Here is a 25,993-nt window from a genome sequence, read left to right on the forward strand (position 1 = left end):
CGGGGCTTTTCGCGAACGCTTCGCTGTCCGGCCGGCTTACTGCTGCGGCTGGATGCTCACGAAACGACGGTTGTGCGGGCCACCCACCTTGAAGACGACCTGGCCGTCAACCTTGGCGAACAGCGTATGGTCCTTGCCACAACCCACGCCCTCGCCGGGATGATACTGCGTCCCGCGCTGACGAACGAGGATGTTGCCGGCGCGCACGACCTGACCGCCAAAGCGCTTCACGCCCAGGCGTTTGCTCTCGGAATCGCGCCCGTTGCGGGTACTGCCGCCTGCCTTTTTATGTGCCATGGTTCAGCTCTCCTGAATGCCTGCGGCGATCAGCCGGCGATGCCGGTGATGCGCACGGTGGTGTAATGCTGGCGGTGTCCCATCTGCTTCTGGGAGTGCTTGCGCCGCCGGAATTTCATGATGTGGATCTTCTTGGCGCGGCCATGGTCTTCGACCTTGGCGGTGACCTTGCCACCGTCCACCAGCGGGGCCCCGACGCGGACATCGTCACCCGCACCGACCATCAGCACCTGGTCGAACTCGACCTCGGAACCGGCCTCGGCCTCGAGCTTCTCGATGCGAATCACGTCGCCTTCGGCGACGCGGTACTGTTTACCACCTGTTGCGATGATCGCGTACATTTCCCTGGGACTCCGTTGCGATACCTTGTGTGGACCAGCTGACTGGGAGCTGGTCTCGCGAAAGGGCGGAAATGCTAGCAGCGCTTCTCGCTCGGGTCAATGCCGGGAAGCGGCCAGGCCGCGGGAACGCTCATGGACGGGTACACGTGGACACCCCGTTTTTTCGATCCGGGGCGCGCGGCAACAGCCCTTGACCCATCCGGCCCGCAAACCGCTCCGACGCGCGCCCGAACTTGTACATTAGGCAGCGTTTCCCTAGCATGCCTTCGCCCCTCACGACCACCTCACATGAGCCTGCTTGCCTACCCCCATGCCCATTGAAGCAATCCGAGAACTGGCGGCCGACGACATGCAGGCCGTCGACCAGTGCATCCGCGAGCGCCTTAGCTCGCCGGTGGTGCTGATCAACCAGCTCGGACACTACATCATCCATTCGGGCGGCAAGCGCCTGCGACCGCTGCTGGCCACCCTGTCAGCGCGGGCCTGCCATGTGCAGGGCCAGGATCCGGTGACCCTGGCGGCGGTGGTGGAGTTCATCCATACCGCGACCCTGCTGCACGACGATGTGGTGGATGCCTCCGAACTGCGCCGCGGCAACGAGACCGCCAACCACATCTTCGGCAACGAGGCCGCCGTCCTGGTCGGTGACTTCCTCTACTCGCGCGCGTTCGAGATGATGGTCGAAGTCGGCTCCATGCGGGTCATGGAGATCCTCTCCCACGCGACCAACGTGATCGCCGAGGGCGAGGTGATGCAGCTGATGAACTGCCACGACGCCGACGTCGACGAGCAGCGCTACATGCACGTGATCCAGTCGAAGACCGCCAAGCTGTTCGAGGCCGCCTGCCAGCTGGGCGCCATCCTGGGCGAACGCCCGGAACACGACGAGCAGGCGCTGGCCCGCTACGGCATGCACCTGGGCACCGCCTTCCAGCTGATCGACGACGTCCTGGACTACTCCTCCGATGACGAGGTGACCGGCAAGCGCATGGGCGACGACCTCGCCGAGGGCAAGCCCACGCTGCCGCTGATCCATGCGCTGCGCGTGGGCTCCCCCGAGCAGCAGGCCGTCGTGCGCCGGGCGATCGAAGAAGGCGGCCGCGATCAGGTCGACGCCGTGCTGCAGGCCGTACACGGAACCGACGGCCTGGCCTACACCCGCTCTCGCGCCGAGGCCGAAACCGACGCCGCCATCGAGGCGATCTCCACATTGCCCGATTCGCCCCAGCGTCAGGCCCTGATCGATCTCGCCCGTTTCGCCGTCGGGCGCAACCACTGACGCGGCGCGACCCACGCCGCATGGCGGGTCGACCGTTACCGATAGGATTTTCAGCGCCCGGGGCATGGACACGCCCCGGGAGGCTCGGCATAATAGCGGGCTCGGTTCGGAGTGTAGCTCAGCTTGGTAGAGCACTGCCTTCGGGAGGCAGGGGTCGAAGGTTCGAATCCTTTCACTCCGACCAACCTTCTTCTTGACCCTGGTCTTCCGGCCTGTGGCCCGATTCAAGCGGCCCATCCGGAAGCGGCCAGATCCCGATCACGTTCAGGCCCTGCGGACACGTCCATGACCGCCAATACCCCGGCCGTTCGCGGCACCCTCTATATCGTTTCCGCGCCCTCGGGTGCCGGCAAGACCAGCCTGGTCGCCGCCCTGCTTGAATCGGTGACGGCGGTGGAGGTCTCGGTTTCGCATACCACACGGACGCCGCGCGCCAGCGAGGTCGACGGACAGCACTACCACTTCGTCAGCGCCGAGACCTTCCTCGGGATGATCGAGGACGGCCAGCTGCTGGAACACGCCAAGGTGTTCGACAACTTCTACGGCACCGCGCTCGCCAGTGTCGACGAACGCCTGGACGCCGGGGTGGACGTGATCCTGGAGATCGACTGGCAGGGTGCGCGCCAGGTGCGCGCCGCCGTGCCGGATGCGCATTCCATCTTCATCCTGCCGCCCTCGCGCGACGAGCTGGAACGCCGCCTGCGCGGCCGCGGGCAGGACGAGGAAGACGTGATCCAGCGCCGTCTGCGGGATGCCGAATCCGACTGCACGCATTTCCGCGAGTACGACTACACCGTGGTCAATGCCGACTTCGACCAGGCCGTGCGCGATCTGGCCTGTATCTTCCGCGCCAACCGCCTGCGCACCGTGGAACAGGAGATCCGATCCGCATCCACGATCGGGAATCTGTTGGCGGGCGCGCATGGGTCGGCGTAACATGCAAGTTTCAAGAATTTACTGACCGGAGTATCCGATGGCACGCGTCACCGTCGAGGACTGCCTCGAAAATGTCGAAAACCGTTTCCAGCTGGTGCTGATGGCTGCCCGCCGGGCCCGCCACATTGCCCACGGGAAGGAAGCCCGCGTACCCGAGGACAACGACAAGCCCACGGTGATCGCCCTGCGCGAAATCGCCGCCGGCGTGGTGGGTATCGAGGTGTTCGACGAACACGACGAACGGCCCCAGAACCAGATGCTGGACTTCAGCACCATCCGTCATCTGGAACAGCTGGAAGCCGACGAGCGCTAGGAGATTTTCTGAATGGCCGCTGGGCAGCCAGCTTCGCCCGGGGCCCCCTCCTCGGTACCGGGCGACTCGACCCGATTCCTGATCAGCGATTTATGTTCCGAGCTCGAGTCCTACCTCGAGCCGGAAGAGGTCGAGGAGGTCTATCGCGCCTATCTCCTGGGCGCGGAATCGCACGAGGGCCAGACCCGCAAGACCGGGGAGCCCTACATCTATCACCCGCTCGCCGTGGCTCGCACCATGGCCGAAATGCGGATGGACCACCAGGCGATCAGCGCCGCCATCCTGCATGACGTGATGGAGGACACCGCCACCAGCAAGGACCGTATCCGCGCCGAGTTCGGCGAGGAGGTCGCAGAGCTGGTGGATGGCGTGTCCAAGCTGACCCACCTGCAGTTCCAGTCGAAGGCCGAGGCGCAGGCGGAAAACTTCCGCAAGATGATGCTGGCGATCACCCGCGACATCCGGGTGATTCTGATCAAGCTGGCCGACCGCCTGCACAACATGCGCACCCTCGGTGTGATGCGCCCGGACAAGCGCCGCCGCATCGCCAAGGAAACCCTCGAGATCTATGCCCCGATCGCGCAGCGCCTGGGCATGAATGCCATGCGCCGCGAGCTGGAGGAACTCGGTTTCTCGGCCAAGCACCCCTGGCGCGCCGCGGTACTGGAACGCGCAGTACACCGGGCCGGCGGCAACCGCCGCGAGCCAATGAAGAACATCGAACAGGCGATCTGCTCGCGCATGGAGGCTTCCGGGATCATCGGGCGCATCTCCGGGCGCGAGAAGAGCCTGTACAGCATCTACCGCAAGATGCGCGACAAGCACCACTCGTTCGAAGACGTGTTCGATGTCTTCGCCATCCGCATCATCGTCGACGACGTGGACACCTGCTACCGCTCGCTGGGCGTGGTGCACAACCTCTACAAGCCGGTTCCGGGACGTTTCAAGGACTACATCGCGATCCCCAAGTCCAACGGCTACCAGTCGCTGCACACCATCCTGTTCGGTCCGCAGGGCGCCCCGATCGAGGTGCAAGTCCGCTCCACCGAGATGGATCGCGTGGCCGAGAGCGGGATCGCCGCACACTGGCAGTACAAGGCCGGCAGCGAATCCAGCCGCACGGCCCAGAGCCGGGCACGCGAATGGCTGAAGGATGTCCTCGAGATCCAGAACAGCGTCGGCAACTCCATCGAGTTCCTGGAGAACGTCAAGGTCGACCTGTTCCCTGACGAGGTCTACACCTTCACCCCCGAGGGCGACATCCTCGTGCTCCCGCGCGACGCCACCCCGATCGACTTCGCCTACGCCGTGCACTCGGACGTCGGCAACCGCTGCGTGGCCGCCAAGATCGATCGCCAGCTCGCCCCGCTGTCGGTACGCCTGCAAAGCGGCCAGACGGTGGAGATCGTCACCTCGCCCGGCGCCCGCCCCAACCCGGCCTGGCTGTCCTTCGTGGTCACCGGCAAGGCGCGCACCGGCATCCGCCACTGCCTCAAGTCCATGCAGTCCGAGGAGGCCCGCACCCTCGGCGAGCGCATGCTGGAAAAGGCGCTGGAATCCATGGATACCAGCCTGCCCCGCATCTCGCCGGCCCGCCTGGACCAGATGCTGGACGCAATGCAGCTGGAAGACCTGGACGCGCTGTTGATCGATATCGGCCTGGGCAATCGCATGGCCTCGCTGGTGGCCCGCCAGATGGTCGGCAAGGAAAGCCCCGACCCGACCGCCACAGAGCCCGCCACTACGACCACGCTCGCGGTCAACGGCACCGAAGGGCTGGTGCTGAATTACGCCCGTTGCTGCCACCCGATCCCGGGCGACCCGATCATTGGCCAGTTGAGCGCCGGGCGCGGCCTGGTGGTTCACCGCGAGAACTGCCGCAACGTCCTGCACGAGAGCCGCGACCGGTCCGACCGCACCATCGCGCTGGAGTGGTCGCATGAGCCCCAGCTGCAATTCACCGCCGCCGTACGCACCCGCACCGCCAACCGCCGCGGGGCGCTGGCCGACATGGCCGCGGTCATCGCGGATCACGGCTCCAACATCGAGCACATCTCGTTCAACGAGCAGGACGGCCACTCCACCGCGATGACCTTCCTGCTGACCGTACGTGACCGCCAGCACCTGGCCCAGATCATGCGCGGCCTGCGGCGGCTGTCCGACGTCCTGCGCATCTCGCGCCAGCGCGGCTGACACGCAACGCCCCCGCTGATCCGCCACCCGGCGGGCGGGCTTCTTGCAGGCGCCCCGTGCGCAACGGAAGATCGAGGCATGATCGCCGACATCCTCAACGAAACACTGAGCGTCGCGCTCACCGCGGCGCCCTGGTTGTTGCTGGGCCTGCTGGCCGCCGGCGCGGTCAAGGCCCTGATCCCGGAGGCCGCCCAGCAGCGCTGGCTCGGCGGCGCCGGCCTGGCGGCCACGGCGCGTGCCGCCGTCGTCGGTGCACCGTTGCCGCTTTGTTCCTGCGGGGCCATCCCCACCGCCCTGGCCCTGCATCGCGGCGGCGCCGGTCGCGGGCCCACCACCGCCTTCCTGATCGGAACGCCGGGTGTCGGCGTGGACTCGCTTGCCATCAGCTACGCCCTGCTGGGCCCGGTGATGGCCGTGGCCCGCGCCCTTGGCGCCATCGTCACGGCCATCACCACGGGGTTACTGGTGGGGCGCACGCGCGCCGCGACGGACCCCCCGGAGGCAACCAGGGCCGAACCCGACACCTGCGGCGGATGTTGCGCGAACGACACGGACTGCGCCACGCCCGAAGCCCCAAAACGCCTCTCCGCACGGCTCCGCAGCGGACTGCACTACGCCTTCCACGACGTGCTCGACGATATCCGCCTGTGGCTGGTGATCGGCCTGCTGGTCGCCGGCGCCCTGCTCGCCCTGGTCCCGCCGGCCACCCTGGCCGCCTGGGGCTCGGGCCTGCCGGCGATGCTGGTGATGGCCGTCATTGGCATCCCGATGTACCTCTGCGCGACCGCCGCCACGCCCATCGCCGTGGGTCTGATCGCGGCCGGCGTCTCGCCCGGCACCGTGCTGGTCTTCCTGCTGGCCGCGCCGATCACCAGCCTGGCGACGCTGGGCGTGTTCCGCCGCGAACTCGGCACCCCGGCGCTAGTGCTCTACCTGGCTGGAATCGCAGCCACCACCATCGCGCTGGGGCTCGCCCTGGACGCCGGACTGGCCCACACCGGGGTCGACGTCGCCACCCAGATGGGCGCCGCCGGCGAGTTGCTGCCCGCCTGGCTCGAGTGGAGCACCCTGGTCATCCTGATCGTCCTGGCCACACCGGTCCTGCGCCGGTGGCTGGACCGCCTGATCCCTCACCCACAGCCGCGGAGCGCGTAAATGTCCAATCGTTCCATCGGACTCGATGAACCGCTGTACCACTACCTCCTGGAGCACTCGCTGCGCGAGCCCGACGTACTGGCGCAGCTGCGCGCCGAAACGGCCGGCCTGCCGGAGGCGAACATGCAGATCGCCCCGGAGCAGGGACAGTTCATGGCGCTGCTGGCGAAGCTCATGGGCGCACAGCGCTATCTGGAGATCGGCACCTTCACCGGCTACAGCGCGCTGGCCATCGCCCTCGTCCTGCCGGAGGACGGCGAGGTCGTCACCCTGGACAACAGCGCGGACTGGACCGCCACGGCCCGGCGCTACTGGGAGCGCGCCGGGGTCGCCGGACGCATCCGGCTCGAGCTGGGCGAGGCGCGCAACACGCTGCAGGCGCTGGAGGCCGCCGGCGAGACCGGTCGCTTCGATCTAGCCTTCATCGATGCCGACAAGACCGGCTACCCCGACTATTTCGAACACTGCCTGCGCCTGGTACGTCCCGGCGGCCTGATCCTGATCGACAACACCCTGTGGCACGGTACCGTCGCCGACCCGGACGACCAGCGCGAAGACACCCGCGCGATCCGCGCCTTCAACGACGCCCTGCATCCCGACGAGCGCATCGACCTCTCGCTGGCCCCCATCGGCGACGGCCTGACCCTGGCCCGCCGCCGCTGAAGCAGAGGCTGCTCTGGATTCACCACAAAGCCTCCGGAGCGCATCGAGAAGGACCGGGTCAAGGGCGAATCCTCCACGAAGCCTTTACAGGCAAAGGCCGCTGTCGCCAAGGCCACGGCGGCATATGGCACGGCGCTCCACTGACTGCACCACCCAGCCCGCCTCGACCTCGTCCAGCTCCAGGCGGAATTCGTAGGCACTGACGGCATCGTCGCGCAACCCGGTCAGGCGGACCTCGGCGCGCTCCGGACGCGGCTGGTCGATCTCCAGCCCGGCGTAGTCAACCGCCAGTCCAGAATGCCAGGGGCTGGCCGCCAGCCACGCCATCACCGCGGCACCGGGCATCACCGTGGGCGCCTGCGAAGGCACCACCTGCGCCTCGAAGGCGGTAGGCGCCGGCTCCCAGCCGTCCGGCGCAGTGCCCGCTTTCGGGGCCGAAGCGGACGTGGCACAGCCCGCCAGCAGTACCGTCAGACACCCCCATGCAACCCGCCATCCCCATCGCATCCCGTGGTTCCTCTCGCAAAAATTTCCTTGCGCTCGAACATACCGGACCGCCAAACGTCCTACCATGGCAGAAAGACCAGATCAGTCCGCCGCCCTGCGCGGACCGGGAGGAAGACACCATGACACTGCTCAAGCTGCGCCACATCCTGATGACGAGCCTTTGCGCCCTGTTGCTGGCCGCAAGCCCGCTCCACTCCGACGAGCATGCGTCGGCCGCAGAGGACGACACCACCGCCAGCGAGATGGAAGAACTGCGCGAATCCTGGGCCGAGACCCGCGAGGAGATCCAGGAAGAAAGCACCGAGGCCGGTGAGGCCACCCGCTCGCGCACCCGCGAGACCCTGGACGCGATGGACCGCGAACTCGGCCGCCTGGGCGACAACCTCCGCGAGGGCTGGGATGACCTGAGCGACGCGACTCGCGAGCGCCGCGAACGCGCCTACGACGGACTGGTCGAGGAACGTGACCGCCTGGCCGAATGGTCGAGCGAGATGCGCGAGCGCTCCTCCGGCGCCTGGGGCGGTATTCGCGACGGGGCAAAGGACGCCTGGGGCGGCGTGCGCGACGGCTCGCGCAAGGCCTGGGGCTCGGTGCGTGACGCCTTCCGCGGCGGCGACGAACCGGCCGGGAATGCGGGCGAGCCGGACGTTCAGGACTGATGCGGCGACACCCATCGCTCACCCCCTGGATCGGCAGCGCGGCGCTGATCCTCGCATCCGCCAGCCTGACCGGTTGCGACGGGTTCGGCGGCGCGTCCGGGACCCCCGACCACCTGGAGCGTACCACCGATCCGGAGGTCCTCCAGCGCGGTGAGCGCCTCTACCAGCAGCACTGCGTCGCCTGCCACGGGGCGCAGCGCGAGGGCGCCGAGGACTGGCGCCAGCGCAACCTGGACGGCACCCTGCCGCCGCCCCCGCTGGATGGCAGCGCCCATACCTGGCACCACCCATACTGGCAACTGAAGGACATGATCCGTTTTGGCGCCGAGGCGCGTGGCGGCGCCATGCCCAGCTTCGAAGACACGCTCTCGGAGGCGGATGCCGAGGCGATCATCGCCTGGCTGCAGTCGCACTGGCCGGACGAGATCTTCGAGGCCTGGACACGCTACGACCGCAACCACCCCACCCAGGCCGACTGGGAAGAGGCCATGGGCGAACCCTGGGTGACCCACCCCGACGGCTAACCCGACGCCGAGCCATACGCACACCGCCGCGCAGCCCCGATACAATGCACACGGAATGAGTCGGCCTGTACCGGCGTCATTCGAATGAGACGCTGCGCGGTCACCGCATGGCAGGGAATGCAGTAAAACAAGGACGGCCGGGAGGGGCCCATGCATGATGCCAAACAGCGCGCGTGTCACAGCGAGCACCGGGGGTGCGCGTGAATCGACGCGCCAACGACTTCGCGGCGGTTAGCGAACAAGCCCGTCTGCAAGGCCTGGTCGAGCAGGAACGCCAGGCAAGGCGCCGCGCCGAGACCCTGGCCGAGACCCGGCTGCAGGACGTCTACGCCAAGCAGAAACAGATCGAGCTGCTCAACACCATTGCCTCGACGGCCAACCAGTCGGACTCCATCGCGCATGTTCTGCGCTCGGCCCTCGCGGCCATCGGGCAGTACCTCGACTGGCCGGTGGGGCATGCCTATCTGACCCGACACGACGAAAACAGCGACTACAGAGAGCTGAAACCCACCGGCATCTGGCACCTCGCCGCCACCGAGCCATTCACCGAGTTCCGCGAGAACACCGACAACACGCCCTTTGCCAGTGGCCACGGGCTACCCGGCCGGGTACTGACGAACGGCGAACCGGCATGGATCGAGAACCTGGCCGCGGACGACAATTTCCCGCGGGCACCGCAGGCCGCCGCCAGCGGCCTGCGGTCCGGATTCGCGTTCCCCGTCATGGTCGGCCAGGAGGTCGCCTGCGTCCTCGAGTTCTTCGCCGCCGAACCCACCGCCACCGACCCCGACTTGCTGTGGCTGATGTGGCAGATCGGCGTGCAACTGGGCCGCGTGATCGAACGCAACCGCCACGAAGAACACCTGCTCCACAACGCCTCCCATGACCAGCTGACCGGGCTCCCCAACCGCCGCCTGTTCCACGACCGCCTGGCCCATGCCATTGCCCGCGCCACCCGCGAACCCTTCAACCTGTTCGCCGTGCTGTTCGTGGATATCGACCGCTTCAAGGTCGTCAACGACAGCCTCGGGCACCCGGCCGGCGACGAACTGCTGGTGCGGGTCGGGCGGCGCCTGCTGAACGCCCTGCGCCAGAACGACACCGTCTCGCGGCCCAAGGGGGACGAGGCCAACCGCCCGGACGACACCCTCGCGCGCCTGGGCGGCGACGAATTCACCATCCTGCTGGAAGGCCTGCACGAGCCGGTGGACGCCCTGCGCGTGGCCGAACGCCTGCAGGCCGTGCTGCACGAGCCGTTCACCATCGCCGGGCAGGATATCTACGTCACCGTCAGCATCGGCATTGCCACCCGCCCCTACGGCCAGAGCTGCCCCGCCCGCGAGACCAACGCGGCGGACGACCCCGCGCGCCCGGCCACGCCGGACGACCTGATGCGCGAGGCAGACATGGCGATGTACCGCGCGAAGTCACTGGGCAAGGCCCGCTGCGAGTTCTGCGACCCCGGCATGCAGACCCAGGCGCTGCAAAGTCTGGCCCTCGAGACCGACCTGCGCCATGCGGTGGAGCGCGGCGACTTCATCGTCCACTTCCAGCCCATCGTGTCACTCGGCGAGGACTGCATCACCGGCTTCGAGGGCCTGGTGCGCTGGCAGCGCAACGGCGCGCTGGTCGCGCCGGACGACTTCATCCCGATCGCCGAGGACACCGGGCAAATCCACCTGATCGACATGCAGGTGCTCTACACGGCCTGCTGTCAGCTGGTGCAATGGGGGATCGACCACCCCGAGATGCCGCTGACCATCAGCACCAACCTATCCGCCCGGCAGCTCACGCGCCCGGGACTGGTCGACGAGGTGCAGACGATTCTTGCCGGCACCGGGGTGCCGGCCTCCCAGGTGCGCCTGGAGATCACCGAGACCGCGACGCTCGGCAATCTCGACGAGCTGATCGAGACCCTGCACCAGCTCAAGGCCCTGGGCATCAGCCTAGCAATGGACGACTTCGGCACCGGCTACTCGTCACTCAGCTACCTGCACCGGCTACCGCTGGACATTCTCAAGATCGATCGCAGCTTCGTCTCCGGGCTAGACCACGACGAATACAGCCAGCGCCTGGTTCAGACCGTAATCCACATGGCCCGCAACCTGGGTCTGGAGGCCGTGGCCGAGGGCGTCGAAAGCCATACCCACGCCGCGACGCTGCGCGCCCTCGGCTGCACCCTGGCCCAGGGCTACTACTATTCCCCACCGGTGGACGCCGCCAGCGCCACGGCCCTGCTTTCCGGCGATGCCCTGGTGGGCTGTCGGTAGAACGACCGACGGCTGCATGAACTCGGAAAAGCATGGGGGTGCGTGTCACACGGCCTGCGGTGCCACCCCACGCCGGCGCGCGATCACTTGACGCACCACCAGCTTTTCCAGCTCCACGATCACGAACACCGCCAGCCCGAAAGCCAGGATGCGCGCCCAGTCGTCCGCACCGATGGCGGTAGTCCCGAACAGCGTGTGCATCAGCGGGACATAGGTGAACGCCAGCTGCAGCACCACCAGCACCCCGATCGCCAGCCACATCGCGCGCGAGCGGAACAGCTCCCCGCCCGGTAGCACCGGCTGGTGAATCAGCCGCAGATTCAGCAGGTAGAACGCCTGTCCGGCCACCAGGGTGTTGATCGCCACCGTGCGCGCGACCTCGTCGGCGACCCCGGCAAGACTCTCCATGTAGACGAAGTGCCCGAAGGTGCCGGCCCACAGCAGCAAGGCAACGAACGGGATGCGCCACAGCAGGAAGCCGGACAGCAGCGGGGCATTCGGCGCGCGGGGCGGGCGCTGCATCACCCCCGGCTCGGCGCGCTCGAAGGCCAGCGCCATCGCCAGCGTCACCGAGGTCACCATGTTGACCCACAGCACCTGCACCGGGGTCAGTGGCAGGGCCAGGCCCATCAGGATGGCCATCATGATGGTCAGCGACTGCCCGGCGTTGGTCGGCAGCATGTGCAGGATCGCCTTGCGGATGTTGTCGTAGACCGTGCGGCCCTCCTCGACCGCATGGGCGATGGACGCGAAGTTGTCGTCCGCCAGCACCATCTCCGAGGCCTCCTTGGCCGCTTCGGTACCCTTCCCGCCCATGGCCACGCCCACATCCGCGCGCTTCAGCGCCGGGGCGTCGTTCACCCCATCGCCGGTCATGGCGACGATCCGTCCGCCCGTCTGCAGCGCCTTCACCAGACGCAGCTTGTGCTCCGGCGAGGTCCGCGCAAAGACATCCGTGCGCTCCGCGATCTCCGCCAGCGCGGCATCGTCCAGCGCATCCAGCTCGTGGCCGGCACGCGCCTCGGCATCCCGCCCCAGCCCCAGCTGCTCACCGATCGCCCGCGCAGTGGCCAGGTGGTCCCCGGTGATCATCTTCACGTCGATCCCCGCCGCGCGACAGTCAGCCACCGCGCGGATGGCCTCCTCGCGCGGCGGGTCGATGATGCCCACCAGCGCCAGCAGGGTGAAGCCACCGGCCTCGACATCGTCGAAACGCAGCTCGCCACCGTCCACTTCGGCCTCGCGCACCGCGACCGCCAGCAAGCGCTGGCCACGGGCCGCCACCGCCTCCATCGCCGCGTGCCAGTGTTCCGGATCCAGCGCCTCGCGGGTCTCGCCATCCACCTGCTGCTCGCTGCAAAGCTCCAGCACGCGCTCCGGCGCGCCCTTCAGGAAGATCCGCGCGTGCCCCTCATGGTCGTGGTGCAGCGTAGCCATGTAGCGGTGATCCGACTCGAAGGGGATCACATCGATGCGCGGGTGGCGTTTGCTCTCTAGGGGCACGTCCAACCCGGCCTTGCGCGCAAGCGTCACCAGCGCGCCCTCGGTCGGGTCGCCTTCCATCACCCAGTCGCCATCCTTTTCGTACAGCTGGGCGTCGTTGCACAACAGACCCGCGCGCAGCACCTCGCTCAACAGCGCGTCGTCGTCCGGGTCGATGTCCCGCTCGTCCTCGGAGAACTGGCCCTGCGGCGCGTAACCCACGCCACTGACGCGGATCTCGCGGGTGGCCGTACGCAGGGTCTGGGCGGTCATCTCATTGCGTGTAAGCGTGCCGGTCTTGTCGGAACAGATCGCGGAGACCGCACCCAGGGTCTCCACCGCCGGCAGGCGGCGGATAATGGCATTGCACCGCGCCATCTTCTGCACCCCGATGGCCAGGGCAATGGTCATGATCGCTGGCAATCCCTCGGGGATGGTGGACACCGCCAGGCTGGCCGCAGCCAGAAACATCTCGTCCAGCGGATAGCTGCGCACCCAGTAGCCGAAGGCAAAGGTGGCCAGCGCAAGCACCACGATCACCGCGGCCAGCCAGTGGCCGAACTGCTCCATCTGGCGCACCAGCGGCGTCTCCAGCCCCTCGACCTCGCCGAGCATGGTGGAGATACGCCCGATCTCGGTGTGCTCGCCGGACGCCACCACTACGCCCATACCACGGCCAAAGGCGACCAGCGTGCCGGAGAAGGCCATCCCGCGGCGATCCCCCAGATCCGCCTCCGACTCTACCGCGGCGGTGTCCTTCTCCACCGCCACTGACTCGCCCGTCAGCACGGCCTCCTCCAGACGCAGATTCTTGGTCTCGAACAGGCGCAGGTCCGCAGGTACCCGGTCCCCGGCCTGCAGGTACACGATGTCCCCCGGGACCAGCTGCTCCGCGGGGATCTCGCGCCGCTCGCCGCCGCGCGCCACCAGCGCGCGCGGGGAGAGCATGCGGCGGATGGCATCCAGCGCCTTCTCCGCCTTGCCCTCCTGGACGAACCCGATCAGCGTGTTGATCAGGACCACGGCCAGGATCACACCGGTATCCACCCAGTGACCCAGCAGCGCCGTCCCCAGCGCGGCTACCAGCAGGATGTAGATCAGGACATTGTGGAAATGGCGCAGGAAGCGCCGGAGAACACCCGCCCGTTCGGGCGGACGCAACTGATTGGGGCCGTAGTGCGCCAGGCGCTCCTCGGCCTGTTCTGCCGTCAGCCCCTCGCGCGAGGTCCCCCAGTGTTCGAACGCGGCATCCGCGTTCTGGCTGTGCCATGCCGGGACATCGCGATCCGCGCGGGGGGACTGGGGGTCGGAAAGTTCGGCCATGGGCAACCCATTCGCATGTCAGCGCTGCCCTATCGTCCCCCGGCACCCGGGGAACGGCAAGCCCCAGGGAAACCCTGATCGGTGTATCCCTGGATGCCTGCCTGCCGCATCGGCGAACGGATCAGAACTGCATCCCGACCTTGCCCATCACGCGCATGTTGTCGGCATCCGCGCGGCGGCCGTCGAAACGGTCGTTCTCGGTGAACTGGTAACGCGCCTCCAGCCCCAGGAACCACTGGCGATCCAGCTGGTACTTCAGGCTGCCGCCCACCTGGGCCGCCCACAGGCCGTTCGTCTCGTCGTCCAGCTCGGCCCGCACGTAACCGATGCCCGGACCGAAGCCCAGCGACAGACGTTCGTTCGGCTCGAACATCCAGTGGCTGTTGATCTCCGCGCTGGTCATCTTCAGTGGGTCGTCGCTGTAGCGGGTCACGCTGAAGTGATGACGCAGCACCCCGGTGGCCGGCTGAAACAACTGGCAGTTGGCACCGATCTCGACGCCATAGGCCGCATCCGAACTGGCATCGGAGAGGTCCGGAGAAACCACCCCGCCCAGCAGGGCCACGCTGGGCTCCATGCCGCGCTCGACCGCGCTGGCCTGCGCGAACGGCACCAGCACCAATGCACCCAGGGCCAACATCGACATCGTCTTCTTGTGCTGCATCGCACACCTCCTGATCAATATGAATAAGCAGACGCTAATGGTAGCCCAGCATGGCGTGATCTTCATCACGCGCTTACGGAACGCGTGGCCCGGAATGGAATTTTCCTCCCCGCAGTTGCATCTCTCAGCCGAAGCTCGACCCCGGACGGGGTTTCCTGATCCCTGAAACATTCAGGGGAACCCTCGGCGGCCGAAGGCCTCGAAGGGGGTGAACCCGCCCAATCCGAAAAGGCGAAGTTCGCTCTTCCAAGCAACAAGAAGAACCATCCACTCAGAAGCAAACGGAGGACCTCATGTCCGACCAACCGAATGCAAATCGTCGAAAGTTCCTGCGTCAGGCATCCGCGGCCGTGGCGGCCATCCCGGTGATCAGCATGGCTGGGATGTCCACGGCCAAGGCCGACAACCCCAAGGCCGAGGACGGCCATCGCCACGACTACGTGAACAATGCAGCAGACGCTGCCGGTCACGAGGACTACTCGGAAGGCGAGAAGTGCAAGAACTGCGCCTTCTGGGGCAGCGGTGACGCCGAATGGGGCCAGTGCTTCCACGCTGACTTCCAGGGCGTTCAGGTGAACGCCGCTGGCTGGTGTGACGAGTACGTCGGGGCCTGATCCTGACACCTCCGTCCGGTCCGGGTATCCGGGCCGGACGCTTGCCTCCCGCAGCGCTCCCCCGCTGCGACTTGCATCCCCGCCGCACCTCCCCGCAAGCTAGACCCTCAATTCCGTAAACCGGCCTCACCCTTGCCGAACGTGGCCGAAAGGAATGTGCGTGCCTGACCACTCATCCCGGCCGTCTCGCCGCATCGCCTCCGGCGACCCACGCCCCGACTCGCGAGTCGGCCGCTGATGGATCTCTCGCCCGCCGCTTTCACCATCCTCTACTTGGTCTACGGCCTGGCGTTTTTCTCGCTGGGCGTGATCGCCCTGGTCCTGCCGCGGGGCGATGGCACGCTGCCGTTTGCCCGGCATTTCTGGCTCCTGGCCCTGTTCGGCCTGGTCCATGGCACCTACGAGTTCCTGCAGGCCGCAGGCCTGCACTATCCGCCCGCCCGGGACCTGTGGCTCAACGCCACCTGGCAACTGCTCTCCTATGTGCCGCTGCTGGAATTCGGACGGCGCGCCCTGATCGCCAGCCATGCGCGCATCCGCCTGGATGCCCTGTGGCTGTACCCAGTCATCGTCGCCGGACTGCTGCTCGTCATCGGGATGGCGGAGGATCCGGGCCGCGGCCTCGCCAATGGCGGGCGCTACCTGGTCGGCTTCCCCGGCGCGCTGCTCGTCGGCCTGGCCTTCTGGTTCCTGCTGCGGCGCCCCGCCCTGCGCGCCCCGCAACCCGGCGATCATGGCCGCCACTATCCGGCCGTAGCCACCCTGGCACTGGCCTTCCTCGGCTATGCCCTGCTGACCCCGTTCCCGGGGACCGTCGATCCGGGGCTGCCCGGCTGGCTGCCAACCTATGGCGACTTCCTCGAGGCGACCGGGCTGCCGGTACAGCTGTTGCGCATGTTCACGGCCCTCCTCGCCGGCATCGCACTGATGAGCCTGACCCGTACCCTGGGCACCCAGCAGGGCGACGACCTGCTGCGCATCCTCGACACCATCAACGGCTTCGTCTATCGCTGCCGCAACAACCCGAGCTGGGACGTGATCAATGCCGAGGGCGCGCTCGAGGAACTCACCGGGTACCCGCGCGGGGATTTTGTCGAGGGCCGCATGACGTTCGGCGATCTGGTCCATCCGGATGATCGCGAACGGGTATGGCGCGAGGTCTCGGAAGGCCTTCAGCGCTCCGGTCAGTTTCAGATCCAGTGGCGCATGATGCGGCAGGATGGGGGGGTATGCTGGGTATTCGAACGCGGGGCCGGCACCTACGACGACCGGGGCCGGCTTCGGTACATCCAGGGCCACGTGATCGATGCCGGCGAACTGGTCACCACCAGCGAGAGCCTGCGCGCCAAGACCGACGAACTGGAGGCCTTTCGCTCCACCCTCGATCTGACCCTGGACGCGGTCTTCCTGTTCGACGTCGAGACCCTGCGCTTCATCTACGTGAACCAGGGAGCAGTGGACCAGACCGGCATCCCGCGCGAGGAACTGCTGACCCTGCACCCCTTTGATATCAAGCCGGACTTCCCTGAAGGCCGCTTTCGTCAGCTGATCGAGCCGCTGCGCCGGGGCGTACGCGACCAGCTCCGCTTCGATACCAGCCACCGGCATCGCGACGGCTTCGATGTGCCGGTCGAAATCTCCCTGCAGATGGTGGCGCCCCGCGGCGAGACGGCCCGGTATGTGGCGATCTCGCACGACATCACCCAGCGCAAGCGCAACGAAGAGGCGTTGCTGCAGGCCCTGGCCGAGCTGGAGACCTCGCGCGACGAACAATCCCGCCTGCTGGAACTGACCCAGCGCGAACAGGGGCGCATGGCCGCTCTGCTCTCCGCGATGAGCATCGGCATCCTGTTCGAGGACCGCGACGGCCGCGTGGAATACGTGAACCCGGCCTTCCGCCGGATGTGGGCCATCGACAACCAACTGGAATTGGTGGGACGGGCCTCACGCGAGGTGCTGGAGCACTCCACCCACCGCTTCGCCCGGCCGGACCACGCCTCGCGCCATGTGCTGCACGTGCTGGATACCCACGAGATCAGCGAACGCTTCGAGGTCGACCTGTACGACGGGCGCATCCTCACCCAGGTCTCCTACCCGGTGCACGATACCGACGAGCGCACGATCGGCCGCCTGTGGCTGTACGAGGACGTGACCCACGAGCGCCAGACCGCCCAGCAGCTGGTCTATCTGGCCGAGCATGATGCCCTGACCGGGCTCTACAACCGCCATCACTTCCAGAAGCACCTGGAACACATGATCCACAGCGAACGCCGCCGCAGCGGCCGCTTTGCCCTGCTGTATTTCGATCTCGACGAATTCAAGACCATCAATGACACCTTCGGCCACCGCGCCGGAGACACCGTGCTGGTACGCGCCGCCGGCGAGATCGCGGCACTGGTGCGCAGCCAGGACATCTTCGCCCGCCTGGGCGGCGACGAGTTCGCGATCCTGGTCGACCGCGAATCGGATCAGGAACCGATCGAGCTGGCCGAACGCGTCGGCCGCGCGATCGCCTCGATCCCGTTCCGCTTCCGCGGCCAGAACTACCGGCTCACCGCCAGCATCGGCATCGCCCATTACCCCGAGCACGGTGACAACGTCGAAGATCTGGTGGCCCACGCGGACACCGCGATGTACCAGGCCAAGGACCTGGGCAAGAACACCTGGGCGGTATTCGACCGCAGCCGCAACACCGCCGAGCACATGCTGGAGCGGATGTCCTGGAGCCAGCGCATCGCTACGGCCCTGGAGCTGGGCCACCTGGAGCTGCACTACCAGGGGATCTACGCCATCGATGACGGCCACCTGCACCACCTGGAGGCCCTGGTGCGCATGCGCGACCCGACCAAACCCGACGAGATCGCCATGCCCGGCCAGTTCATCCCGATCGCGGAGAAGACCGGCCAGATCCTGGATATCGACCGCTGGGTGATCCGCGAGAGCATCGCCCGCCTGGCCGGCGACCCGACGATCGCCGGCATCGCGATCAACATCTCCGGGCGCAGCTTCGACGAACCCAGCCTTCCGCAGTACATCGCCCAGCAGCTGGAACAGCATGCGGTCGAACCCCGCCGGCTGATCATCGAGCTGACCGAGACCGCCGCGGTGTCCGAGATGCAGGACGCCCAGCGCTTCATCGAGGCGCTGCAGCACACCGGCTGCACGGTGTGCCTGGACGACTTCGGCTCCGGCTTCTCCACCTTCGCCTATCTCAAGTACCTGGGCGTGCAGATCCTCAAGATCGACGGCATGTTTGTGCGCGACCTGCCCAACAACCGCGACAACCAGGCCTTCATCCGCGCGATGGTCGATGTCGCCCGCGGTCTCGACAAACGCACCGTCGCCGAGTGCGTGGAAGACGGCCCGACCCTCGCGATGCTGGCCGAACTGGGCGTGGACATGGCGCAGGGCTATCACCTGCACCGGCCATCCCTGGAGATCCCCCGCGAACGGAGCGACACGGAATAGGCCCAGCGTTCCTTTCCGGAAAGCGGCTCAGTCCATCACTTCGACACACACTCAACGAGCTCCGCCCCACCCCCCTCGAAACGAAAGCCGACGGCATCCGTCGCGACCCGGAACTCGCCTTCCGCCTGTATCCAGCCCTGTTCCAGGACGCTCGCGTCAACCCGCTCGAACAGCCGCTGCAGCGCCAACGCAGTGGCACCCCGGGCCGCGTATTCCAGGCCGTGGCGCTCCCATCCGGCACGGGCCGCATCCGCCAGTCTCCAGCCGGTCTCGACGAACCCGGCAATCCACAGCGCGCGCAGCACCCCGTCACCCCACTGCTGGCGCAACTGCGCCATCCCGGAACGCGTATCCGCGGCGGCCTCCACCGTCGCGACCAGCGATGCTGGCAACAGCTCGCGCCAGTCACCGCTCTCGAAAGCGCCCGGCATCAAATCCTCGTCGATAATCTGAACGAAGTCCGGGACCGGGTCGGAACCCGTGCGCTGCGCCAGCTGGATCAATGCCCCGGCCTCGTCGCGATAACCGGACAGGGCGAATCCGCACAAGTGATGGTCCACGATGTCGTGCACGAACACCGACGTCGGGATGCGCTCGCCGGCAAAGGGCGTCGCCGCGATCACGTCCGTGCCGCGTCCTGGCAGATCCAGCTTCCAGCCACGCACCCCAAAGCCATCCACCCAGGATTCGGCGTAGTGCACCGGGATGGCCACGCCACCCTCGCCCCCATCCTGCATGCCCCGTTCGCGCGTCATTGGCTCCTCTCCGTTCAAGGTGTCGTCCTTGCACTTTACCGACCGGTCAACTAGTGTGCAAAGACATGGAAGCCATCACCCCCAAAGACACCCGCGGTGCAAGCCGCAAAGCCCTGCTGCAGGCCGCCCGCGACCTCATTGTCACGCGCAGCTACGCCTCCGTCGGCATTGCCGAGATCTGTGCGCAGGCGGGCGTGCGCAAGGGCAGTCTGTACCACTTCTTCCCCGGGAAGGAGGCGCTCACCCTGGCGATGCTGGACGCGCTCTACGCGGACTTCGAGCGCGACGTGCTGATCCCCGGGCTGTCGGGCGCCAACGGGCTCCGCGCTCGCATCGACGCGTTCGTCCACGCGATCCATGCCTTCGAGGCGCGGATGCAGACGGAATCCGGACAGCTGCCCGGCTGCCCCTTCGGCAACCTGGCGGTGGAGATGGGTACCCACAACCCGGCCCTGCGCCAGGCGATCCGGAAGCACCTGGATGCGGTCACCGCACATTTTCGCGCCGTGCTGGACGCGGCCGTACAGAACGGCGAGCTTCCGCCCGAAACCGACACCGCGGCCGCCGCCGAACAGTGGCTGGCGCTGATGGAAGGGATCCTGGTGATGGCCAAGGCCGATCAGGATCCGGCCACGATCCTGCGCCTGGGCCCCGCGCTCGGGGCGCTCCTGCTCAACCCGACCCCGGAGGTCCACCATGAGCGATGAACACTTCCCCCTGCATGACGCCGCCAGCGCCCCCGACGCGAAGCCGGCCTTCGAGCAGGCCGAGCAGACCTTCGGCATGGTCCCCAACCTGATCCGCAAGATGGCCAGCGCGCCAGCCCTGGCGGAGGCCTATCTTTCCCTCAATACCCTGCTGCAGCAGACCTCCATGAGCCCGACCGAGCAGTGCACCCTGTTGCTGACGGTCAGCCGCTATCACGAATGCGACTACTGCATGGCCGCGCACAGCATGACCGGCCGCATGACCGGCGTTCCGGACGGCGTGGTCGATGCGCTGCGCGAGGACCGGCCGATCGACGACCCGAAGCTGGAGGCGCTGCGCCAGTTCACCCGCGCCATGATCGAACAGCGTGGCTGGGTCGACGAGGCCACCCAGCAGGCCTTCCTGGACGCCGGCTACACGCACCCGCAGATACTGGAGGTGATCCTGGCGATCGGCCTGAAGACGCTGTCCAACTACACCAACCACATCGCCGGCACCCCGGTCGACGAGCCCATGGCCGGCGAGCGCTGGACGGCACCGGGCGCATAACCGCGCCGTCCCAACGTCCCCGAAGGAGAAACCAACATGAGCGAAGAAACCGCCGATCTTGTTGTCATCATGATCACCGGGCCGGAGAACAAGCGCCGTCTGCCGTCGGCCTTCTTTCTGGCGGCCACCGCCGCCGCAAGCGAACAGAACGTCATCATGTACTTCACCGGGCCGGCCACGGAACTGCTGAAAACCGGCGTCGCCGAGAACATCCATCCCATGGAGGGCGGCAAGAGCATCGCCGACTTCATGAAGAACGCCATGGACAACGGCGTCCAGATGATGGGCTGCCGGCAATCGCTTGAGCTGAACGGAATGGATGAATCGGATCTGGCCTACCCGGACCTCCCCTTGCTTACGCCCTCGCAGGCCTTGCCTTCGCTGGGGTCGGCCGGCAAAGTCCTGACCTGGTAATCACCCGAGGGGCCGCACCGGTGGCCCCTCTCCGACCGGAGGCGTACAGGGGCGTGCCGGACCATCGCAAGCGCATCCTCCTGCTGTCCGCCTATCGCGCCGACAGCCACGCGGCCTGGGCGGACTGGTTAACCAGCACCTTCGATGCGTTCGACTGGCGGCTACTGGAACTGCCGGGGCGCCACTTCCGTTGGCGCATCCGCGGCAACCCGATCTCCTGGCTGGACGAACTGGCGACCACGGAAGCCGAAGCGGTCATCGCCACCTCGATGGTGGATCTCGCCACCCTGCGCGGACTCCAGCCCCACCTCGCGGCCCTGCCCACGCTCTACTACGTGCACGAGAACCAGTTTGCCTATCCGCTGGGCCCGCAACAGGTGGATTCGGTGGACCCGCAGATGGTGCAGATCTATGCGGCGCTGGCCGCGGACCGCGTCGCCTTCAATTCGGCGTTCAACCGCGACTCGTTCCTGGAAGGGATGGCGACCCTGCTCGGGCGCATGCCGGATGCGGTACCTCCTGGGATACGCGACCGACTGACGGAGCGCAGCGCGATCCTCCCGGTGCCGATCCAGCCAACGGCCGTGGCCGGCGGCACTCGCGATCCGGGCCTGATCCTCTGGAATCACCGCTGGGAATACGACAAGGCCCCGGAGGCCTTTGCCGAGGCCATGCTGACGCTGGCCGGGTCGGGCGTGGATTTCCGTCTTGCCCTGCTGGGGCCGCGGCCGGCGAACGCCCCCGAACCCCTGCAAAAGCTGCGCGAGGCCCTGGGGAACCGGATCATCGCCGATGGCAAGCTGCCCCGCAGCGAATACGACGCGTTACTGGGCCGCGCAGGTATCGTCGTCAGTACCGCCCGGCACGAGTTCCAGGGCCTGGCAGTGCTGGAGGCCAGCGCCGCTGGTGCCACACCGCTGGTCCCGGATGCCCTGGCCTACCGCGAACAATACCCCGATGCCTGTCGCTACCCGCAAGGCGATGTCGACACGCTGACGCAGCGCCTGCAGGCATGGCTGCAACAAGGCGCCCCGCCCGCACCCGACGTCCGCGCGTGGACGCCGGGGCGATTGGAGCCGGACTGGAAACGGATGCTGGACGACCTCGTTATGGGCGACCGCAAGGGATCACAGGTCAATCGCGGCTGACGACGACCCGATCCGACATCTCGTCCTCGGCCACGAACACCGGGCGGATCACGTCGCGGTAATTGCGGATGCGCTGCACGTAGTACACCGGCTGATACCCGCGCGCATAGCCGTAGCGCAGATCCTTGTAGTAACGCTCCTCGGTCAGTAGCGGCAGGATCTCGCGCATGTCGGCCCAGCGATCCGGGTCCCGTCCCAGCTCGCGCGCCAGGCGGCGCGCATCCAGCAAGTGACCCCGGCCGATGTTGTAGGCCGCCAGCGCCAGGTAGGTACGATCCGGCTCGACGATGTCATCCGGCAGCAACCCGTGCTGACGCTGCAGGTAGCGGGCCCCGCCGTCGATGCTCTCCACCGGGTCCAGGCGATCCACGCCCAGCGACTCGGCGGTGCGACGGGTCAGCATCATCAGCCCGCGCACGCCCGTCGGGCTGCGCGCCTCCGGATCCCAGTGCGACTCCTGATAGGCCAGTGCAGCCAGCAGATCCGCGGGCAGATCCGTGCGCTCGGCCGCCTCCTCGAAGTGGGGATGGTACTGGGGCAGGCGATCCTCTATGCGCCGGTTCAGCGCGCGCAGGTCGACGAAGTCGAACTGGTTGATGTAGGCGTAATAGCGCTCGTCCACGAGGTCGCGCAGCTCGCGGCCACCGGCGCCCTGCATCCAGGTGGCGGCCAGCTCGGCGAGCTCGGCATGCTCCGGATCGACATACCACCCCAGCGCGCGCGGCGCGGACAGATCGAAGGCGATGTCGAGATGCGGGAAGGAGCGGCGGTTGTAACGCACGATGTGCGAATCAGCCACGGTGCAGCCGATCTCCTGCCGGGCGACCTGCGCCATCAGGCGCTCGGTGCCGATCTCGCGCACCTCGAAATCGACCGATTCCGGAAGCGCCTCCTCCAGGGTTTCGACGTAGCTACTGCCGGCCGAGACGACCAGATCGACGCCCTCCAGCTCGTCCGTCGAACCCGGCAAGCCGGACAAGTCGCGATGGCAGACGACCTGCTCGCTCACCTCCATGTAGTGCGGACCGCGGCGAAAGCGCTCGTCACGCGACGGCAGATGGGTCAGACCCGCTGCCGCCATGTGCGCCGCGCCGGATTCGAGCGCATCGAGGACACCGGAAACCGAGTCGGCCATGACCCATTCCACCTTCCAGCCATGCGCCAGGGCAAAGCCTTCGACCAGGTCGTGCTCGGTGCCGGACGTCTCCAGATGCTGGTCAAAGTACCAGGTGGTGGGTGCGTTGCGGGTCACCACGCGCAGCGTTCCGGTCTCATCCACGGAGGCCAGGCGATCGCCCGCAGCCGCGTTGGAAACCATCGTTCCGGATTGCCCGTTCTCCGAACCACACCCGGCCAGTAACGCCAGCAGGGCCGCCGGGATCAATGCCCGGAAGGCTCGCCCACAGCGCGCGGAGCGAGTGACCCGTCCCTTGCGCTTCGATTGTTCGGTCATACCGGTTTCCTTCCCGTCGGCAGCCGGCGTCAAACGCCAACCGATTCCATGACGGATCCATGAATGTCCGATACAGAGACTAGGGTTTTGCGGAGTGGTTCTCAAAAATACCCACACTCGCGGGGTTGCAGAATCACCAAGTATCCGTTCACGGATGTTCGGCTCACCCGTGCCGGTGGGCACAAGGGCGACACGCCCTGTACAGTCGAAGTCCGGCCCATCGCCGAGCGAACGACCGCGGCCAGGAACAAGGCCAAAGGCTCCGCCAAACCCAGCGGGCATCCTTGAGGCCAGGGAGGCACTGATCAATTCGCACGCCCGTGCTCGAGTTGATCAGTGCCTCCCTGGGGGAACGCCTCGACATCCGCGCGATCCAATCGCCCGTCACTTGCCAGGAGCGCGACAACATGCCCGTGGAATCCCTTCTCCTCCTCCTGCTCATCGGCGGCATTGCCGGCTGGCTCGCAGGCCTGCTGGTACACGGGTCCGGGCAGGGCATCCTGCTGAATATCGTGGTTGGCGTGATCGGCGCCTTCCTCGGCGGCTGGCTGTTCACCCAGCTCGGGGTGCAGGCAGCCGGACTGATCGGCAGCCTTGCCGCCGCCACCGTGGGCGCCGTGCTGCTGCTCGGTCTGCTTGGCTTGATCCGAAAGGCCTGATCCACCCGATCCAAGGAGTTCTCATGATCCAGATCCTCGGCATCATCCTGCTGGTTGGCGGCCTGATCGCCGCCCTGGTCGGTGTTCAGGACGCCTTCGGCATGCGCGAGCGCGCGGCGCGGCTGTTCCTTGGCCGCTTCACCCGGCGCACCCTCGCGCTGCTTATCGGTGGCGGCGTGGCCGCGCTGATCGGCCTGATCCTGATGACCTCGAAAATGTGATGCGGTTGGCGTGATCTTCCCGAGGCGGTAGGGTCCGCCTCGGGGGAGCCTGCGACCGACACCGGACGCGGCATCGCTGCGGCCCCCGTGGAACAAAAAACGAGGGGAGACCGCATGACTCTGACACCGTCGCGCCGCCTGGCGCTCTCGATCGCCGTTAGCTCCGCCCTGTTTGCCGCCCCCGCAACCCTGATGGCCGCCGGCTTCTACATCCAGACGCAGGGCGCGTCCGGCCTCGGCCGGGCCCATGCGGGGGATGTCGCCGTCGCCTCAAATGCCTCCACCATCTACTTCAACCCGGCCGGCATGACCCGCCTGAAGGGCAACGAACTCCAGGCCGGTGTGCATCTGCTGATGCCCAACTCCGAGGTCAATCAGCGCAGCACCCAGATCCCCGGGCGCGACAGCAGCAACCCCTACGACCCGACCCCGGTGCCCAACCTGTACTGGGCACAGCAGTACTCCGACCGAGTCTGGCTGGGCTTCGGCCTCAGCGCCCCGTTCGGCCTGAAGAATGAGTACAACGACGACTTCTTCGCCCGCTACGACTCACTGGAATCCGACCTGCGCGTGCTCAATCTGCAACCGAGCATCGCGTTCGAGCTGACCGACCGTATCTCTATCGGCGGCGGCCTCGACCTGCAGTACGCCGATGCCACCCTGCGCAGCGCGACACCAGACCCAGCCGGTCTCAATCCGGACACCGACGGGACATTCGAACTCGAGGGCGACAACTGGGATGTCGGCTTCAACATCGGGATGCTGTTCGACCTGAGCGATGCGACCCGCCTGGGCATCCATTACCGTGAAGGCGTCACGCATACCCTCCAGGGCACAGCCACCGCGACGTTATCGACAAACGACCCCCGACGCGCCCAAGTAGGCGACACCATCGTTCAAGGTGGCCAGGCCGACCTGAAGCTGCCCGATATCGCCTCGATTGGCATTCGTCATCGCTTCAGTGACCGCTGGACCGGCCTGGCCCAGTACACTTGGTTCAACTGGTCGAACTTCGACGAGATCCGGATCCAGTTGCCCCAGGGCAACGAGCAGGTGCTGGAACAGAACTACCGCAACAGCTACGCCCTGGCGGTGGGGGCCGAGTACGCGATGAACTCGCGCTGGACCCTGCGTGGCGGCATCCAGTACGACCAGACCCCGACGCAGACCGACGGGCGCAGCACGCGCACCCCGGATGGCGACCGCACCTGGTTCTCCTTCGGTGCCAGCTACGCCAGCAGCGAGCGCTTCACCTTCGACCTGGGCTACAGCTACATCCACATCGCCAGCGAGGATCTCGACATCACGCGCAGCTTTAACGGGACCGACATCAACATGCAGGGGACGACCAAGGGTCACGTGCACGTCCTGTCGGCCGCCATGCGCTACCACTTCTAG

At 67.0% G+C, this 25,993-nt stretch carries 25 protein-coding genes and 1 tRNA gene; 19 read left to right on the forward strand and 7 right to left on the reverse strand.

All coding sequences use genetic code 11. The annotated features are described in order from the left end of the window. Nucleotides 1-36 precede the first annotated feature (36 nt). A complete protein-coding gene (gene rpmA, locus G333_RS0100330; RefSeq protein WP_017941884.1) occupies nt 37-297 on the reverse strand; it encodes a 50S ribosomal protein L27 in 261 nt (86 codons plus the stop codon). A gap of 29 nt (nt 298-326) precedes the next feature. Further along, nucleotides 327-638, reverse strand: coding sequence for a 50S ribosomal protein L21 (rplU, locus tag G333_RS0100335; protein ID WP_018146302.1), 312 nt, complete (start codon nt 636-638; stop codon nt 327-329). 310 nt (nt 639-948) lie between these two features. Between rplU and ispB the strand changes: the two genes are divergently transcribed. The 7 genes from ispB to G333_RS0100370 all read left to right on the forward strand — a co-directional run bounded on the left by ispB (nt 949) and on the right by G333_RS0100370 (nt 7,177). Next, complete coding sequence (gene ispB, locus G333_RS0100340) at nt 949-1,917, forward strand: octaprenyl diphosphate synthase (protein ID WP_018167977.1); 969 nt, start codon at nt 949-951, stop codon at nt 1,915-1,917. Between the two features lie 107 nt (nt 1,918-2,024). Further along, a tRNA-Pro gene (locus tag G333_RS0100345) sits at nt 2,025-2,101 on the forward strand. A gap of 101 nt (nt 2,102-2,202) precedes the next feature. Then, the gene (gmk, locus tag G333_RS0100350; protein WP_018146304.1) at nt 2,203-2,853 is read left to right on the forward strand and encodes a guanylate kinase; all 651 of its coding nucleotides are present in this window, start codon (nt 2,203-2,205) and stop codon (nt 2,851-2,853) included. A gap of 37 nt (nt 2,854-2,890) precedes the next feature. After that, nucleotides 2,891-3,166: a DNA-directed RNA polymerase subunit omega gene (rpoZ, locus tag G333_RS0100355; RefSeq protein WP_018146305.1), complete on the forward strand. Its 276-nt coding sequence runs from the start codon at nt 2,891-2,893 to the stop codon at nt 3,164-3,166. A 12-nt stretch (nt 3,167-3,178) separates the two neighbouring features. After that, on the forward strand, nt 3,179-5,359 hold the full coding sequence (spoT, locus tag G333_RS0100360) for a bifunctional GTP diphosphokinase/guanosine-3',5'-bis pyrophosphate 3'-pyrophosphohydrolase (RefSeq protein ID WP_018146306.1): 2,181 nt from the start codon (nt 3,179-3,181) through the stop codon (nt 5,357-5,359). Between the two features lie 78 nt (nt 5,360-5,437). Continuing rightward, nucleotides 5,438-6,514, forward strand: coding sequence for an SO_0444 family Cu/Zn efflux transporter (locus G333_RS0100365; protein WP_019627374.1), 1,077 nt, complete (start codon nt 5,438-5,440; stop codon nt 6,512-6,514). After that, nucleotides 6,515-7,177: a class I SAM-dependent methyltransferase gene (locus tag G333_RS0100370; RefSeq protein WP_019627375.1), complete on the forward strand. Its 663-nt coding sequence runs from the start codon at nt 6,515-6,517 to the stop codon at nt 7,175-7,177. 84 nt (nt 7,178-7,261) lie between these two features. Here G333_RS0100370 and G333_RS15345 read toward each other — a convergent pair whose 3' ends face one another. Continuing rightward, complete coding sequence (locus tag G333_RS15345) at nt 7,262-7,684, reverse strand: hypothetical protein (protein ID WP_369772870.1); 423 nt, start codon at nt 7,682-7,684, stop codon at nt 7,262-7,264. Between the two features lie 119 nt (nt 7,685-7,803). Here G333_RS15345 and G333_RS0100380 point away from each other — a divergent pair, with 119 nt between their 5' ends. The 3 genes from G333_RS0100380 to G333_RS0100390 all read left to right on the forward strand — a co-directional run bounded on the left by G333_RS0100380 (nt 7,804) and on the right by G333_RS0100390 (nt 11,137). Then, entirely contained in the window at nt 7,804-8,343 is a 540-nt protein-coding gene (locus tag G333_RS0100380; RefSeq protein ID WP_019627376.1) for a hypothetical protein, read from the forward strand. Further along, nucleotides 8,343-8,867 carry a cytochrome c gene (locus G333_RS0100385; protein WP_019562630.1) on the forward strand — a complete coding sequence of 175 codons (525 nt, stop codon included), beginning with the start codon at nt 8,343-8,345 and terminating at the stop codon, nt 8,865-8,867. The genes G333_RS0100380 and G333_RS0100385 overlap by 1 nt, the downstream gene beginning before the upstream one ends. Before the next feature lie 194 nt (nt 8,868-9,061). Beyond that, complete coding sequence (locus G333_RS0100390) at nt 9,062-11,137, forward strand: bifunctional diguanylate cyclase/phosphodiesterase (protein WP_019627377.1); 2,076 nt, start codon at nt 9,062-9,064, stop codon at nt 11,135-11,137. A 45-nt stretch (nt 11,138-11,182) separates the two neighbouring features. Here the strand turns inward: G333_RS0100390 and G333_RS0100395 are convergent, their stop codons facing one another. Then, nucleotides 11,183-13,942 carry a cation-transporting P-type ATPase gene (locus G333_RS0100395; protein WP_019627378.1) on the reverse strand — a complete coding sequence of 920 codons (2,760 nt, stop codon included), beginning with the start codon at nt 13,940-13,942 and terminating at the stop codon, nt 11,183-11,185. A gap of 121 nt (nt 13,943-14,063) precedes the next feature. Continuing rightward, nucleotides 14,064-14,606 carry an outer membrane beta-barrel protein gene (locus G333_RS0100400; protein ID WP_018650443.1) on the reverse strand — a complete coding sequence of 181 codons (543 nt, stop codon included), beginning with the start codon at nt 14,604-14,606 and terminating at the stop codon, nt 14,064-14,066. Between the two features lie 293 nt (nt 14,607-14,899). Between G333_RS0100400 and G333_RS0100405 the strand changes: the two genes are divergently transcribed. Further along, nucleotides 14,900-15,220: a high-potential iron-sulfur protein gene (locus G333_RS0100405; protein ID WP_018938000.1), complete on the forward strand. Its 321-nt coding sequence runs from the start codon at nt 14,900-14,902 to the stop codon at nt 15,218-15,220. A gap of 237 nt (nt 15,221-15,457) precedes the next feature. Beyond that, entirely contained in the window at nt 15,458-18,688 is a 3,231-nt protein-coding gene (locus tag G333_RS0100410) for an EAL domain-containing protein (RefSeq protein WP_019627379.1), read from the forward strand. A 35-nt stretch (nt 18,689-18,723) separates the two neighbouring features. Here the strand turns inward: G333_RS0100410 and G333_RS0100415 are convergent, their stop codons facing one another. Then, entirely contained in the window at nt 18,724-19,443 is a 720-nt protein-coding gene (locus G333_RS0100415; protein WP_019627380.1) for a hypothetical protein, read from the reverse strand. Nucleotides 19,444-19,508: 65 nt separating this feature from the next. Here G333_RS0100415 and G333_RS0100420 point away from each other — a divergent pair, with 65 nt between their 5' ends. From G333_RS0100420 to G333_RS0100435, 4 genes are read left to right on the forward strand one after another with little or no spacing between them, the layout of a single operon-like run. Next, nucleotides 19,509-20,150, forward strand: a complete 642-nt coding sequence (locus G333_RS0100420; RefSeq protein WP_019627381.1) for a TetR/AcrR family transcriptional regulator — start codon at nt 19,509-19,511, stop codon at nt 20,148-20,150. Beyond that, complete coding sequence (locus G333_RS0100425; RefSeq protein ID WP_019627382.1) at nt 20,140-20,700, forward strand: carboxymuconolactone decarboxylase family protein; 561 nt, start codon at nt 20,140-20,142, stop codon at nt 20,698-20,700. Before G333_RS0100420 ends, G333_RS0100425 begins: the two co-directional genes overlap by 11 nt. A 36-nt stretch (nt 20,701-20,736) precedes the next feature. Next, nucleotides 20,737-21,114, forward strand: a complete 378-nt coding sequence (locus G333_RS0100430; protein WP_018176524.1) for a DsrE family protein — start codon at nt 20,737-20,739, stop codon at nt 21,112-21,114. A 53-nt stretch (nt 21,115-21,167) separates the two neighbouring features. Continuing rightward, entirely contained in the window at nt 21,168-22,262 is a 1,095-nt protein-coding gene (locus G333_RS0100435) for a DUF3524 domain-containing protein (protein ID WP_019627383.1), read from the forward strand. Here the strand turns inward: G333_RS0100435 and mltF are convergent. Next, the gene (mltF, locus tag G333_RS0100440) at nt 22,249-23,715 is read right to left on the reverse strand and encodes a membrane-bound lytic murein transglycosylase MltF (protein ID WP_019627384.1); all 1,467 of its coding nucleotides are present in this window, start codon (nt 23,713-23,715) and stop codon (nt 22,249-22,251) included. The genes G333_RS0100435 and mltF overlap by 14 nt on opposite strands. Nucleotides 23,716-24,122: 407 nt before the next feature. Between mltF and G333_RS0100445 the strand changes: the two genes are divergently transcribed. The 3 genes from G333_RS0100445 (at nt 24,123) to G333_RS0100455 (ending at nt 25,993) form a co-directional block, all read left to right on the forward strand. Further along, nucleotides 24,123-24,374 carry a GlsB/YeaQ/YmgE family stress response membrane protein gene (locus G333_RS0100445; protein ID WP_018938007.1) on the forward strand — a complete coding sequence of 84 codons (252 nt, stop codon included), beginning with the start codon at nt 24,123-24,125 and terminating at the stop codon, nt 24,372-24,374. Between the two features lie 23 nt (nt 24,375-24,397). Further along, nucleotides 24,398-24,595, forward strand: a complete 198-nt coding sequence (locus tag G333_RS0100450; protein ID WP_018146324.1) for a DUF3185 family protein — start codon at nt 24,398-24,400, stop codon at nt 24,593-24,595. Nucleotides 24,596-24,709: 114 nt separating this feature from the next. Further along, complete coding sequence (locus G333_RS0100455) at nt 24,710-25,993, forward strand: OmpP1/FadL family transporter (RefSeq protein WP_019627385.1); 1,284 nt, start codon at nt 24,710-24,712, stop codon at nt 25,991-25,993.

Origin of the sequence: Thioalkalivibrio sp. AKL10, assembly GCF_000381845.1 — a bacterium.
Taxonomy (GTDB): domain Bacteria; phylum Pseudomonadota; class Gammaproteobacteria; order Ectothiorhodospirales; family Ectothiorhodospiraceae; genus Thioalkalivibrio; species Thioalkalivibrio versutus.